Raw genomic sequence first — 15,989 nt, 5'->3', positions numbered from 1 at the left:
GATCTTGAGTGCCTGAAAAGTATCAGAAACTAAACATTCCAATTTAATAAAGCAATCGAAATCAAGTTGATCTTTTCTAATTTTTACCCTGCTGTTGCACCTGCACATACGACTTACCGATCGCGGTAAGTTCTGCGAGTCGTGCTGCTACCTGGTGATTAATACTGCCTTGAGGATAGATTCCGTTAGCATCAGCTTCGCCTGCTGATACGCCAGTCAGCAGTGTAATGGCTTGGTCGACATTTTCTACGTCATAGATATGAAATTTACCCGCGGTTGCGGCCTCGATCACATTCTGACGCAACATCAAGTGCTGGACATTGGCAGCGGGAATTAATACACCCTGTTTGCCAGTTAAGCCACGTGCAGCACAGATATCAAAAAATCCTTCAATTTTTTCGTTGACGGCGCCAATTGCTTGTGCTTGACCGAGCTGATTAACTGAACCGGTTATCGCCAACGATTGATCGATCGGGATATTCGCCAAATTGGAAAGCAATGCGCACAATTCGGCTAATGAAGCGCTATCCCCCTCCACCATGCCATAAGATTGTTCAAACGCGAGGCTGGCGGACAGCGCCAGTGGTTGATTTTTTGCATAACGTGCAGCAAGAAAGGAAGAAAGAATCAACACGCCTTTAGAGTGAATCGCCCCTGAGAGCTTAACTTCACGCTCGATATTGATCAAATCCCCTTTGCCAAATCGGGTCGTGGCGGTGATTCTGGTCGGCTGTGCAAAGGCAAATCCGCCCAGCTCGATCACCGAAAGACCATTGACCTGTCCTGTCACCGTCCCTTGGGTATCGATCATCAAAGTCTCACGCAGAATTGCCTCGTATAGCCGGTCTCTCACCCTATCCTGACGGTGAATCTGGGAATCAATGGCCTGCTGAACATCATTGGACTGCACCACCTCATGGCCTGCTTCACGCGCCCAATAATCTGCCTCATGCAATAAATCGACAATGCTGCGCATATGCATGGAGAGCTTCTCCGAATCGCCCACTAGGCGAGCACTATGTTCGATCACTCTGGCGACTGCATAGCGATCGTAAGGCAATAACTTCTCTTTGCGCGTCAGCGTAGAAATCAATTGTGCGTAAAGCATATGGGATTCGGCATTCCGTTCGATCGTCTCTTCGAAATCGGCTGCTACCTTGAACAGCTCCTTGAACTCAGGATCGTATCGCTGTAACAAGTAATAGAATAAACGATCACCAAATAAAACAACTTTCACGTCCAATGGAACCGGCTCTGGCTCGAGCGATACGGTGCTGACGAGGCTGTATAACTGTCCCAGTGATTCAATATGAATTTTGCGCGACTGTAACGCCCGTTTTAACCCTTCCCAGGCAAATGGCTGCATCAGCACTTTGCGTACATCCAGCAACAAATAGCCTCCATTAGCACGATGCAATGCTCCCGGTTTAATCAGCGTAAAATTGGTCACCAGCGCACCAAACTGGGAGACATGCTCCACTCGCCCAAGCAAATTGCTATAGGTCGGATTATCCTCACTGATGATCGGCGCACCAGGTTTTTTATGATTGGAGGCGAGCACATTGACCTGATAATTATTAAATGTCTGGTGAGTGATCACCGTCATGCCGGAAATGTTGACGGATTCTTCGGGTTTGCGGAAATCATCCACATGCATTACCATATCCTGCTGCACCTCATCCAGAAAGTCGAGCACGTCAGGTAAATCTGTATAGATCGCGCGCAACTCGTTAATCATATGCTCGACGATAGAGAGCATGATATCGCGATTTAGCTGCTTGATGCGTTCACTACGCTCGCGACGACGCTGGGGCAGATGGCTTAGAATTTTTTCCAGATGCGCTTGCAATTCAATAATGGCGGCTTCTATCCGATCTTTTTCCTCCTGAGGCAGCTTGTCGTATTCTTCTGGCGGAATCACTTCCCGATTACGGCTCGGCGCCAGCGCAAATCCTTCTGGTGTACGTAGCAAAACGATCTCTTTCTTCTCAGCTTCTTCTCCTAATTCTCTTATCTCCCGTTCCTGCAGTTCATTAAATTCTTGCTGAATTGCGCTCACCCTGTTGCGGTATTCTTCGCTCTCAAACTGCGCCGGGATGGCGCTGCGTAAATAATCCACCAATCGCTCCATGTGTTGCCGCAGTTCCTCTCCTCTGCCGGAAGGAAGCTTAAGTACTCTGGGCTTGTGTGGTTGGGCAAAGTTATTCAGATAGCACCAATCTGGCGGTTCAGGCTCCTTGCTTGCTTTTGATTCAAGTAATTGCTGGACTAAGCTATGCTTGCCCATCCCGGATGGGCCCAGCACAAAAAGATTGTATCCTTCGCGGCGAATGCCAGAGCCAAAGCGCACTGCATCCATTGCACGAGCCTGACCAATAATTTCCGTCAGATCGGTTACCTCTGCCGTAGTCTGAAATGTGAACTGATCGAGGTCACAGGATAAATATAACCGTTGCGGTTCCAGAGGAAGAATAGTTGCCATTGTTTTATAAAGGAATTAGATTAAAAATAATGCCATCCCAATTAGATCAGCCTGAATAAGGCATGACAACAGAATTATAAATGAATAGCATATTATTTCACTGCGCGAATGCTCTCTACCGATAGTTGTATCGATCATTTAAAATCTAATTGTTTCCCCTGATATTCGGCACCTATCACTTTATTCAATGCCATCGGGCAATCTGCCTGAAAGACGTGCATAGTGACACTAGTCTGCATATCAGCCGCCGCGGTAAACATTTCCATTTTATTCACCAGTATGGGGTATTATTCGATTTCTAAATCAAAAATGACGCGAAGGCGAACCTGCAGATAGTACAGATAATACGGCAAGGTGAAGCCGGCCCGAATCGCTGCACCATAAACAGGCACCCTCACAACCGCTTTTCTAACGGTTCATTCACCAGAATTTGTGTGTCGCTGGTCAGCGCTATATAACTTAGAAATATCTTGCCGCCCAGCGCTGATACTTTCAGCGCTGGGAATGATAACGGGATCCCCCCTGCACACACGACTACCGTTGCCGAATGATATCTTCTTCGTATCTAATTCAACTCAGTAATAGAGAAGAGATGCGCTATAACCACATCATACTTCATCCAACCACATTGTGAAGTGCTTATAACACTCATGACACAATGCCTCTCAGCGATAATAATGCCAATTAATGATAATTAGAATTGTCAGATTGAAAGACAAAATCATGATAAGCAATTAAATGCGTGCCTTTTCTATCGATTTGTTTAAGCGATACTGTTATCAGCATACCGCATAAAATCTTCATTTTATCTTTTCTTCGAGATACTCCTTCAGTGCAACAGCATTATTGTAAGCGGGCTCGCGCGAACTGTAGATCAAGGTGACTGTTCCATGCTGAGCAGCGGTAACAAGAGGTTCCCATATTTCTGACCTAGAATCTAATTCAGCGAAGTATCGTTTACGAAAATCATCCCATTTCTTCGGATCGTGAGCAAACCATCGGCGGAGTTCTTGGCTGGGTCCAATATCCTTCAGCCATTCATCCATTTTCAAGTCGGTTTTCTTGATACCACGTGGCCACAAGCGCTCCACGAGAAAGCGAAGCCCATCAGTAGTGTCTGCTACATCATATACTCGCTTTAACTTGATCATTTCTCAATCCCCCAAGAAGAACAATCGACTATAAACTGCCACATCAGAAAGCAGGTCAATTTTTTCAAAGCTGCATAGAGCACCTCTACATTACCACCTTGCAGTTCACAGCATACTCTAGCACATCATTTGTAGATCATCATCACGCACTGGAAGTTATTCCATTTCTAAATCAACCTTGGCTTTTCCGACTTTTCTTGCCGTATGATTGATACTGTCTGTGGCTCACCTTCGCGTCAGGGTTAATTCAGACATAGGATGACATAGGCAGGTAGCAACACAGTCTTCGATCTCGAAAAGTGAGCGCAGTTTACACGCACCCTTGGTACGCGTCCTTAATACGCACCCTTTGTGGTACAGCCGTAGCTTTTGGGCAATTAAATGAGTATATCCAGGAGAATGTTTGAGGTCACGACAATAATGCCATCGCGCGTGTAACCACATTTTCCACATTGAACCCGAGCTCGTGCATCACAGTTTCGCCTGGAGCCGAAGCGCCAAATCGATTCATACAGATGATGTCGCCGGCATCACCGACATATTTGCGCCAGCCAAGAGGTGCAGCCGCTTCCACTGCAAGCCTAGGTATTCCGGGCAGCAGGATTCTTTCTCGATAGTCACGCTGTTGTGCATCAAACAACTCCCAGGATGGCATCGAAACCACACGTGATTGCACATTCTTTTTAATCAACCTTTCACGCGCTTGTAAGAGGAGAGAAACTTCAGAGCCTGTTCCAATCAGGATCAAATCCGGCCGGTCTGCCTGTGCTTCCGCAAGAATGTAAGCGCCATGTGGCACACCAGCTACAATAGGATGGCGGCTTGGATCAAGAACAGGCAGCTTTTGACGGCTTAGTACCAGTGCCACAGGACCGTGATGAGATACGGCAATTTGCCAGCATACACGCGTCTCGTTGGCATCAGCCGGACGCATAACGACGAGACCCGGAATGGCGCGAAGACTGGCTAACTGCTCGACGGGTTGATGCGTAGGACCATCCTCACCAAGGCCTATACTGTCATGCGTAAAAATGAAAAGGGAATGCGTCTGCATCAGCGCAGCCAAACGTATGGGCGGACGCATATAATCAGAGAAAATCAAAAACGTCGCACCATACGGCAGGATTGCGCCATGAAGCGCCATGCCATTGACGATCGCACCCATTGCATGCTCGCGAACGCCGAAGTGGATATTGCGACCGCAGAACTGATCAAAGCCAAAGTCGCTATAACCCATTAGCGTGGTCTTCGTGGAGGGGCTGAGATCCGCCGAACCCCCGATCAATACCGGTAACTTTTCCGCAAGGGCATTCATCACCTTGCCGGAAGCGTCTCGCGTAGCCATTTGGCCGTCTTTAGTCGAAAACAAAGGAAGATTATCATCCCAGCCACCTGGAAGCTCGTGATGCAGCAAGCGCCGCAAGGTGGCCGCCAGATCCGGATGTTCTTTTTGATAAGCGTCGAACATCTCGTTCCACTCCTTCTCCCAGTGAGTGCCCTTCGTTAGGGCTACCTGAAAATGCGCTTGTACTTCTTCAGGAATATAGAATTCCGGCTCCAAGGGCCATCCAAGTTTTTTCTTTGTTTCCTTCAATGCTTCTTCACCAAGCGGCTCGCCGTGAGCACTGGCGGTATCTTGCTTGGGGCTCCCATAACCGATATGGGTTCGAATCAACAGCAGTGAAGGCCGAGACAATTCGCTGCGGGCGATTTGGATCGCGTGTTCGATGGCATCAATATCGTTGCCATTAGCAACTGGCAGCACATGCCAGCCATATGCCTCGAAGCGGTGCTGAACACTCTCAGTAAAGGCCAGATCGGTGTCACCCTCAATAGAAATATGATTGTTGTCGTACAGGTAAACCAGTTTGCCCAGACCTAAGGTACCTGCCAGCGAAGCCGCTTCGGAGGAAATCCCCTCCATCAGGTCGCCATCCGATACAATGGCATAAGTATAGTGGTCGACCAGTGAAAAGCCCGGGCGATTGAAACAACTGCTCAAATGTCGTTCTGCGAGAGCCATGCCTACTCCCATGGCAAATCCTTGCCCTAGCGGACCTGTTGTCGCCTCGACGCCTGGCGTCTTACCATATTCCGGGTGTCCCGGCGTCTTCGATTCCCACTGCCTGAAACGCTTCAGATCATCGAGCGAGAGATCGTATCCAGTCATATGCAACAACGCATAGAGTAATGCGCAGCCATGCCCGGCCGACAATACGAAGCGATCACGGTTTAACCATGAAGGATTTCTTGGGTTATGCCGCAGAAAGCGTGTCCACAGAACGTAAGCCATGGGTGCTGCATCTAACGGAAGCCCAGGGTGACCTGAATGCGCGCGCTCAACGGCATCGACCGCGAGAAAACGCAGCGTATTGATGCAAAGTTCATCTAGAGAGTTCACATGACCTCCTTGTGGAAGTTTGGTGGCAATTCAGGCTAACATGACCACACAGATCATGCTCACGTCAATACCTATTCCAGTTTTGATATTCTGACGTCAAGCAGCGACACCTTAAAGCCTGTGCCAGATGTCCGACCTTAGCATGACAGCTGATTATAGTAGCCTTCACTCACACCGCCACCGACAATAACGACATACGGCTTAAAAATATCGACCAAACTGATAGCTACAAATTTCAGGTATGGCCCACAGCGTATCAGAAAAATAAACGTCTTTTATTGAACCCTAATACTTCAATAGTTTATCGAGATAAACTGGTTAAGAAAATACGTGCAAATACGTAGGAATAAATGAGAGCTGCTTTTGGCGCTCACTTAATCATCAATAAAAAACTGTTTCAGTACTCTGATCATAGATTCATGATCCTGCACGCCAGCGCTTTCGCGAATGCTATGCATCGCCCACATCGGACAACCTACATCTATACTACGTATGCCGAGCTTTGCCGAGGTCATCGGCCCGATCGTGCTGCCACAGGGTAAATCTGAACGGTGCGAGTAGCGTTGGTAGGGAATACCCGCTTCCTCACACCACTGGATGAAGCGTGCAATGGAGATACTTTCGGAGCTGTAGCGGCGGTTCGCATTGGATTTGATCACCGGACCTTTATTGACGAACACTTTATGATCCGCATCATAGGCCGAGGGGAAGTTGGGGTGGAAGGCGTGCGCCATATCCGCACTGATCAAAAAGCTCTGAGCCAGCGCACGTGCCTTATCCTCACAATCCGAAGATGTAGCGATGCTGATCCGCTGCAATACATCAGCTAAAAAGCTGCCGGCAGCACCCACATGGCTTTCACTGCCGATTTCTTCATGATCGAAAAAGGCGCAGACCAACGTGCTCTCGGCATGACTCAGCACGGCATCATCCAGCAAAGCTTGCAGTCCGGCATGGCAGGAAGCCAGGTTATCGATCTGGCTATTAGCGTAAAATTCCTGATTTGCGCCCCAGAACGTGCCTTTTTGGGTATCGTACACCGCCAAATCCCATGTTAATACTTGGGATGCACTGATGCCTGTCGCCTGTGCCAGCAACGTCATAAAATAAGGCTGCGGCAGCTGGTCACTGGTCAATTGTGCAAATAACAGCGGCAATTCGTTTTGTTTATGGAGCTTTAGGCCATCTTCATTGACACCCCGGTTCATATGTATCGCCAAATTTGGCAAGCGCAATAACGGCTGCTGAAAGCGCACCAGCTTACGTGCGAGACGCCCCTTCTCATCGGTATAGCTGACCCGCCCGGCCAAACTCAAGTCCCGATCGGCAAAAGTTGCGAGGATGGGTCCGCCATAGATTTCGACACCGAGCCGCGCGAGTCCATCGCTTGCTGGAGCAACATTCGGTCTAATCCGTAACCCCGGCGAATCGGTATGTGCTCCGATAATCTTGAAACCCACGTCGGCAGGTGTTTTGCGTCCCAGCACGAACAAGACGATCGAAGAATCGTCACGCACCACATAATAGCGGCCGCCCGCTTGTAATGACCATTTGGCAGTTTCGTCAAGCCGGACAAACTGAAATGCCTTGATCTCCGTTTCGATCGAGGCAACTACATGCCAAGGGCTCGGGCTGTTGTCGATAAAATCCAGTAAATGCTGCACGCGCTGCTTAATTGTCATAATTTATGTTTATATTCAGACATTTATAATAAAAAACCGATATCTTTTAACTATACGTAAAGCCGGATATTTAGTCAAACTCGCTACTGAGCGATTAAAAGTTTCTTTTATTGAGCATTAAAAATGTTAACAACGAGAGGTATTGTTACTTTTTAGACCAAAAATACACTGAGATACTCTGCGAGGAAGCTCAGAAATAGAGAGAGCAAGGACTCCAGAATCGATTTAAATATATGACAAGTTTGAAATTTGCAGGCTTTCCAAGACACATGCGGCGCATTAAGAAAATACGCCCTACGCGCTATTATTCAGCGCTACATCAGGTGGGCTATACTGCAAATGCTCTGCAGAATACATGTCCTACTCCCGCCGCCGCGCTATCATCACGTCGGGCAGCTGTCGAATCAGTGCGAGCAGGCGTTGCAGCTGGTTCAGATTGACGATCTCAAGTGAAAATTGCATCTTTGCTATATTGCCATGGCCGAGAGTATTAGCTTTAGTGGCGTTAACTTTGGTAGCGTTCACCTTTTCGCGCACGAACAGATCGCTGATATCGCGCAGCAAGCCCTGGCGGTCATGGGCTTCTACTTCAATATCAACGCTGGTAGCAAGATTTGCGTTACCCCCCCAGTGCGCGTGCAGTAAGCGCGCATGCCGGTCTTCTGGCAAACGCATGATAAAAGGACAGGTTTGACGATGAATGCTCATTCCGCGATCCCGCGTCATATAGCCGACGATGTCATCCGGCGGCAAGGGTTGGCAGCACCTGGCCAGATTGATGAGCAGGTTGCCGACGCCTTCGACCACAATGCCTGACGGCACCTTGGATGCAGAGATGTGCCTGGCAGCCAAAACCGGGAGTGATTCCGCAGGCTTGGACAATGCAGCCTCTTGAATGGTAAGAGCAATCTGGTGTTCACTGACATCTCCACGGCCAATAGCAGCAAGCAAATCCTCAAGATGGTTGTAATGCAGCTTCTGCGCCAGTTTTTCCTGATTCATACTGCCGGCACCTGCCCTATGCAGTTCCCGTTCCAGTTTGGCGCGGCCGATGGCCACATTCTCCTCGAAGTTCTGATGCTTGAACCAATAGCGAACTTTGGCACGGGCACGCGGGCTTTGCAGATAGCCAAGCGCCGGGTTAAGCCAGTCACGGCTGGGTGTGCCTGACTTGGAAGTGAGGATTTCCACACGCTGTCCATTCTGTAGGCGCGTATTGAGCGGGACGATTCTGCTGTCCACTTTGGCACCGCGTGTGCGGTGGCCAAGGTCAGTATGCAGCGTGTAAGCAAAATCGATCGGCGTCGAACCCTTGGGGAGATCGATCACCTTACCTTGCGGTGTCAGCACGAATACCTTATCTTGAAAAAGCTCGCTTTTAAATTGCTCAAGCAGCTCGCCCCCGTCGCTCACTTCCTCTTTCCACGCCAGAATCTGACGTAGCCAGGCAATTTTCTCATCGAATTTGCTATTCGACTTGCCGCCCTCCTTGTAGCGCCAGTGTGCGGCTACGCCCAACTCGGAGTTGTAGTGCATATCATGAGTACGAATCTGCACCTCGAGCGCCAGGCCGCGTGGACCGATCACCGCAGTATGCAGTGAGCGGTAGCCGTTGCTCTTGGGACGCGCGATATAGTCGTCAAACTCGCCGGGAATTGGCTGCCACAGGTGATGCACCAGACCCAGCGCAGCATAGCAGTCCTTAATGTCGTTCACCAGGATACGTACTGCGCGTATGTCGTAGAGCTCGCTGAACTTCAGATTCTTCCGCCGCATCTTATTGATAATACTATGGATATGTTTGGGTCGCCCACTGACTTCACCCTTGATGCCGGCCTGTAACAGCTCCTGCCTGAGCTGGGCAATTACTTCATCGATGTACTGCTCGCGATCCACGCGCCGCTCGTCGAGTAGGCGGGCAATTTCTTTATATAGCTGCGGCTCTAAATAGCGCAGAGCAAGATCTTCCAATTCCCATTTGATCTGCCACACACCCAGCCGATTGGCAAGCGGTGCGAAAATACCACGCGTCTCATAAGCGATACGCTGCTGTAATTCACTGCTGGCACCGGCAAGATAACGCATGGTCTGCATGCGTTCAGCCAGCTTGATCAGCACAACACGGATATCTTGCACCATCGCGAGCAGCATCTGACGCAGACTTTCGATCTGCCTAGCCTGGCCGACTTTGTTATCTGATGTGTCAAGTTGCTCAATTTCGCTGAATTGGCGGATCTGTTCCATACGCGAGATCCCTTCCACCAGCTTGGCGATATTCGTGCCGAATGGGTTTTCTATTTGCGCATACCAATCCTCCACATAATCCGGCACGGCGTGCAACAGCGTAGCCGCGGCGGTTTCGGCATCCATGCGCATCTCAATAAGAATAGAGGCTGCGCCTATCGCATGCTGCAATAATGGCGTACCGTTCAGCGTGGCTTGCCCTTCATATAATGGAGCAGCCATCGCGCAAGCCCGGCGCAACAGCGTGATATCAGCTGGCGCAAATTGCGTGGCCAGCTTATCCAGCCAGGCTTCGGTATCGGTATAGTCTGCAGCGGAGGGAAGAGATAGGCTACGTGTTAAAACCATAGAACGCTTATGGATCCTTCGAGCGGGAGGTTATTTTGAGCGCTTCTAAAAAGCGCCATCATGTTGTCCACCATTTGGCCATACGCCAGGACGACCTTATTCTATTTCCAAATCAAAAATGACGCGAAGGCGAACCGCAGACAATCTCAATCATACGGCAAGGTGAAGCCGACAATGTCAGTTTTGATTTAGAAATGGATAAAACATAGTCATCAATGCTTCATCCCACCACATCATGGAGAGTTTGCAGCACTAAATGACGCAGCGCCTGCCAGTGCTGTCTACCATTAGCAACATGTTTCTGGTTGATTTCCAACTCGATTCCCCAATACGCCTCCTCTGGAAATTGACGACGCAAGTAAGTCGTTAAGCCATCCGCTTTACCAGCATACGGATAATTACGCCGAATGGTTAAATCGGGTCCTTTTGCTTTGAGGCATGCCTGCCAACGATAGCATAAATTACGTTCTCCCAGTCTCGATGGATCATAAAGAAGACCGATATCAGCGTGACGTACCTCTCCATCAAGCACAGGCGTAAAACTATGTGAAGAAATATGAATGACTTGGCGGTTTTTCCTATTTATTACTTCAGCAATAGTTTGCTCGACCTGATTACGATAAGGCAGATAATAGCGTACCAGAATCTCTCGCCGAATAGTAGTCGATGTATTTTTGGTCGCATCGGAGAATAATTGCGGATGGCCAATAGAGCGGTTAAGATCGATCAGCAAACGACTAGTAGTCGATACAAACAAGGAAGCGTGCAATAACTGAGCCAGATCTCTTGCCATGCGCAATGCCCCACGATCATAGCCCCGATGACTATACAATAAAACCTCAAATCCATGAAATAGATGGCGGTACTGAGTCGGGATACGGTTACCACCATGTTCGCAGCTAATGACAAAATGAGTTGTTAAGGCCAATTTTTCTTCTCAGCTTGTCTTTTAATAATTCCGTTTCCAAATCAGATATGGCAGAAAGGCGAACCGTAGGCAGTCTGAAAAATAAGACAAGGAAAAACCGGCGAAATTAAGTGATTGGTCCAATCTATTTGGGTACCCCAGCTAAAAGAGATAGTTTAACTGGCATGTGCATTAAGAGCTAACTCGTAAAAATTCCAGAAAAAAACAAAGCCACAGCCAGCTTTCCGAATGCATGTACCACAACTCCCTTATAAGAACAAACTTTCTTTCTGGGTATATTCCAAGGCCTATCTTTTCTTCAATCAAGGCAAATCGCTTCAACCGGTTGTCGAACGCGCGAGACCGCTACAGCAACGATTTATCCTGTATTTCCAGATAGTGCTGCCCTCTATATTTTTAGCCAATGTTTAGACGGTCGGATTACGGGCTTGTCTGACCTCTCCGCGCCGCGTCATTAACAAGCTCTATCGCCACACAGTTCACTGTCGTGCAATTATAGCCGAATCTGATCAAATATCTTACCATCGTGACTGCGACGCTACTCACGCCGATGTATGCAGGGAGAGGTAATGAGTCTGATTGACGGCCCTCATATGTGAGCTCTGCACACCATGATAGTACAACTTCTTGGTTGAGCAGTTACCTGAATTCGCCAACTGTTTCGCTACACACGTGTTAAACCAATGGCTTTGCCTGGCCACGGGACTACCGGCAATGAATTGATTAGGCCAGGCTTGCCCTGGCTCGCGCTCCTGCTGAATCAGCACTACAAGGGTGCAAGCATATCGACTAGCCGGTTCCGGCACTGAATATAATTCCCATCACTCGGAAGTCAGGCAAACCAAGCGCGTTAATGACGATCCGTATGCTCATCAATACCATTGATCCGCTCTATGCTTGCCTACCACACCGAACAGGCAGAGTACGGTTACTTTTTCGTCACTAAAGCTTGAATCCGCGTAATGGCTCACTCTTTGACTATAAAGCCAAAGCTTTCTCTGATAATCCTTAAAACATAGAGATCAATCGTTATGACTCGGGCCTGCCGGCTCATTCATGACTTTGGTTGATTGAGATTGGATGATGTCTTCCGTAATACTTTAACATTATTGGTGAACTGCTCCTTTTCAGCTCGCAATTCACATTATGTTAGTAACTTCAAATTCCACCTGTTTGAATCAAAAATTATTCTTTTTTAGATAAAATTATAATAAGCAGAAACCTTAATTTGATTTAGGAGCAATGCTTGAAAAGTAAAAACGGGCATTCCTGCTTGGTTTGATATTGAACCCGCGGTTGTTATTGGATCTATCTAAACGCCATTTATCTTGCCGATTCATAGACTGAATAGCGCTTGACTTAATCGATCCTATTAGACGTACGGAATGTGCAAGCCGATAAGATAATCCGTCGCAATATGAAATATGCTGCCAGATTATGGCAAATCATAGTTGTATTGAATTCGGTCCGAACCACCATTCGCTTTATTAACCCACACTATCCCAAGCTGCTATCTCTTATTTCAAATTTCATAAAAGCGCGCGATACGATATTAAGGGAGAGTTATTGCTCTATTGTGATGATGAATACAAAGTTTCGCTCCCCTTGATTTCGAAAGCCGAGCAGCTCAGTTGGAATTAACAAACTAGTGATTCATGGCTCTAGCTCTAGCTGAAATTTATATTAAATTGTATGCAATTGCATTATTGCGCACTCACTTTGCACTTCCTTAGAATTTCACTTCCTTAGAATTTTAATTATTAAACTCGATTGATTTTAATCAGAATATTTCGTGTACCTTGGTATGATGCATGAAGTCTTCTAAATAATAAGGATGACCTGAGTGTAGTGAGATTAAAATTACAGTGAGTCTTGATGAAGAAAAGGGAACAGGCCCGAAGGGTCTCTTGTTACCATTTTTTTCTAATTTTACTACGCTATTTCTACTGCTCTTTGCAATAAATATTGCCATCAAGAAATAGTGATGTCAACTAGAAATTACATATGGCTTTTACGGCCGAGGTAACTCAAGAACAGCAGTTGCTAAGCATCGAGAATGTGTACTGAAATAATTAAAGTAAAAAATTTTCATTCAGTATTTTCTAATAGCATGAACAATTTCAGCTCGACCTGAGATTAATATTGGACCTCATATAATCAATAGTGAGTGTGGGAGAGGAGAGAAAAAAATGGTAAATACTCATAGCCAAGAGAATAATATTAATTATGAGATAAATAACACTGAGCAATACTTAGCCGATAAATTACTGTTGGTATTAAAGAGTGCTTATTTTATTAGAGATAAGCATTATGTGTGAAAAGACAAATAAGATCGGAGTAGCACTGATTGATTCACGGCCGTTGACGCGGATGTCCATCTCACATCTGCTAACAACACTTTCAGATGATTTTGTTATCTTATCTTATCCGGGAATCGATGAGTTCGTGGCCGATTATCTGGAACCTCCCTATAAAATAGAAATGATCCTCATTAATCTTGGTGCAGTCCGCGTCAGCGAGCATCATATTTCTAACGGAATTCAACAGCTGAAACACAAGCATCCCGACTCGCCTTTAGTACTTCTTTCTGATCGCGATGAGCTTGCTGATATTCTGGATGCTATTCAAATCGGAGTCCGCGGCTACATCTCATCGACCTTCAACCCGGCCAAGATAATCCACTCACTTCGACTTGTCATCTCAGGTGGCTCGATTATTCCATCTAAGGCTCTTTTGGAGATAATCGAAAAAGCCACAAAGCCCATCGCAGAGGAGCGCCCGAACGGTGGCAAGGTTGATCCAGCAGTCTTGCGGACCTTTACATCGCGACAATTGGAGGTGTTCGAGCTTATGCGGCAAGGTAAGTCAAATAAATTTATTGCTTATGAGCTCGGAATGCAAGAGTGTACCGTGAAGGTTCATGTGAGAGAGATTATGGCAAAGCTTAAGGCAACCAATCGTACTCATGCAGCTTTTCTTGCTTCTCAAATAAGCAGCATGGAACATTGAATATCTGTTATGGTTAGTTTGCGGAAGGGCTGGAATTAGTGAGAGAGCAAGAAAGAGGAAACATCAAAGCGCATATCGAGCCGGCGCTGCATTCATCAAACCATTCCTAGCGTTAAGGCCAAGGGATTTTCCGCAGCTGATTATAGATAAGGCCCTGAAGCTCAATATTTCGAGCACCTAGTCCATTCCTAGTAAAATTCGTTCCGTAGCCCACTCAACCAATAAATCTGAGGGGGTTTTGGGGTTTAGTCAAAATCAGCGATTTCTGCAGATCTTAGAAGCCGCTGCCAAGCGGGCTACTACTGTTGCTTCCACCAGCTTCACTATTTATATTACCCTAGCGACCAAATCCGGCCAGAGCAGCCCTTGCTTAGCAGTGCCCTAGTCAAGCCATAAGATTAACATCACCGAATGCTGTGGCCGTCTTATACTATTCACTCTGGTAATCAAGTCTTTTCTGCGAATGTGTAATCTGCTGACGTGATTCTTAGATATATCCTACGCATCAGTCCCCCATATGCGCATGGGCGTATACGTTTACATCAAGGGTCAGCAAATACTTCGGCACAATCGAAGATCTTGATGTGGCGGGAATTCAGAAAGCTGGACATGTCACTTGGCGTAGCAAGCATCCAGCAAGAGGCTGATAATAAAATAATCATTTTTTCTTAGCAGGAAAGCACGTCAAGCAATTTCGCTTTATATCATTCGGTAAGCAATTTCATAGTCAGCTTTTCCTCGAGAATAAGCTACGCAGATTTTAGCTTTTTGAGTCCCAGCTAGTCCAGCTTAAGGTTACTACCCCATCGTTCCTGCAGTTACTTTAAAATCCAGTTATCCGGTTTTGTACTCATCCTGCAGGCGGTAGCTCGCAGGCCACCTGCTCCTTCCTTGACCCATTGTAAGAACATGAGGTTGAGTCAATCCTTACTGCTGCCATCCACTCAGAACTGCAACCTCATATCCGCTGAACCTATTTTTACCCTGTAACTGGCAGTATGAAAATAGCCCCATGCCAATGACATGAGGCTTAACAACCTACTCAGCTTGCCTTAAGCCACAGCTACTTCAGCAATAGTCGTTCTGCGGTGAAAGGCAAATTGATTCCATCCCCAAATATTAGTAGTGAGGGTATCCGGAAGAAGAGGAGGTGCTTGTGCTAATGGATAGTGTTGGGTGATAGTAATCTCCCGTTTGGGTTATAGCGCCGCCTGTAGCCAGGCAGGTAGTACCCGCCTGACAGCCTGCCTGAGCCTCTGCATGTGCTGTCATATCTTTGATATACGGATCACTAATAATATTAGTTTTTGCGCCAATGTAACTATAATCAGAGAGATTCCAATCTTTGGATACATTCGAGGTGAACGTAGGATAATTAAAGGTACCAGCCGTGATGTTATCCATAGAGGTTTCGCTCAAGCGCAGAGGTTCCTGTGCATTGGCAATACCTGCACCAGCAAGTAAAGCTACACTAGCAAGTAAAGAAGTCATTTTCATTTTAAAGTTCATGATGTTCTCCTAATGTAAATATGATTGACGGGCACTTACCTCGAGACCGGCCATTTGCTCGAGCATTCCCGCGAGTTTTAATGTAGCCGGATGAGACAAAGTATGATTCTCTCGCCTGATCTCGCCAATCCGTAAATCGTTTAATCAACTTAAGGTGAATATCGATATGCCAATAGGAGTACTATGAATAGGGTAATACTTCTTGCATGCCACTTGAGACACGTATTCTGACTAA

Annotated in this window: 9 protein-coding genes; 1 reads left to right on the top strand and 8 read right to left on the bottom strand. The window is 47.0% G+C overall.

All coding sequences use genetic code 11. The features are described 5' to 3' along the window. Positions 1–76: 76 nt before the first annotated feature. The 7 genes from BM283_RS07110 to BM283_RS07085 form a co-directional block, all read right to left on the bottom strand. Positions 77–2,482, bottom strand: coding sequence for a Lon protease family protein (locus BM283_RS07110; RefSeq protein WP_090691434.1), 2,406 nt, complete (start codon positions 2,480–2,482; stop codon positions 77–79). A gap of 134 nt (positions 2,483–2,616) precedes the next feature. Continuing rightward, positions 2,617–2,748, bottom strand: a complete 132-nt coding sequence (locus BM283_RS20330) for a hypothetical protein (protein WP_302848282.1) — start codon at positions 2,746–2,748, stop codon at positions 2,617–2,619. Between the two features lie 534 nt (positions 2,749–3,282). Continuing rightward, positions 3,283–3,633: a DUF488 domain-containing protein gene (locus BM283_RS07105; RefSeq protein ID WP_090691431.1), complete on the bottom strand. Its 351-nt coding sequence runs from the start codon at positions 3,631–3,633 to the stop codon at positions 3,283–3,285. Between the two features lie 409 nt (positions 3,634–4,042). Beyond that, positions 4,043–6,034, bottom strand: coding sequence for a transketolase (gene tkt / locus BM283_RS07100; RefSeq protein WP_090691428.1), 1,992 nt, complete (start codon positions 6,032–6,034; stop codon positions 4,043–4,045). 374 nt (positions 6,035–6,408) lie between these two features. Beyond that, positions 6,409–7,716 carry a M18 family aminopeptidase gene (locus BM283_RS07095; RefSeq protein ID WP_090691426.1) on the bottom strand — a complete coding sequence of 436 codons (1,308 nt, stop codon included), beginning with the start codon at positions 7,714–7,716 and terminating at the stop codon, positions 6,409–6,411. A gap of 360 nt (positions 7,717–8,076) precedes the next feature. After that, positions 8,077–10,308, bottom strand: a complete 2,232-nt coding sequence (relA, locus tag BM283_RS07090) for a GTP diphosphokinase (protein WP_090691423.1) — start codon at positions 10,306–10,308, stop codon at positions 8,077–8,079. A gap of 220 nt (positions 10,309–10,528) precedes the next feature. After that, entirely contained in the window at positions 10,529–11,236 is a 708-nt protein-coding gene (locus BM283_RS07085) for an N-formylglutamate amidohydrolase (protein ID WP_090691418.1), read from the bottom strand. Between the two features lie 2,310 nt (positions 11,237–13,546). Between BM283_RS07085 and BM283_RS07080 the strand changes: the two genes are divergently transcribed. Next, complete coding sequence (locus BM283_RS07080) at positions 13,547–14,245, top strand: LuxR C-terminal-related transcriptional regulator (RefSeq protein WP_090691414.1); 699 nt, start codon at positions 13,547–13,549, stop codon at positions 14,243–14,245. A gap of 1,119 nt (positions 14,246–15,364) precedes the next feature. Here the strand turns inward: BM283_RS07080 and BM283_RS07075 are convergent. Further along, positions 15,365–15,754: a hypothetical protein gene (locus BM283_RS07075; RefSeq protein WP_090691412.1), complete on the bottom strand. Its 390-nt coding sequence runs from the start codon at positions 15,752–15,754 to the stop codon at positions 15,365–15,367. Positions 15,755–15,989: the final 235 nt, after the last annotated feature.

The organism is Nitrosomonas sp. Nm34 (assembly GCF_900113925.1).
Lineage (GTDB): Bacteria > Pseudomonadota > Gammaproteobacteria > Burkholderiales > Nitrosomonadaceae > Nitrosomonas.
Note: the sequence above shows the minus strand (reverse complement) of the source record. Positions and strands in the feature narration are given on the sequence as shown.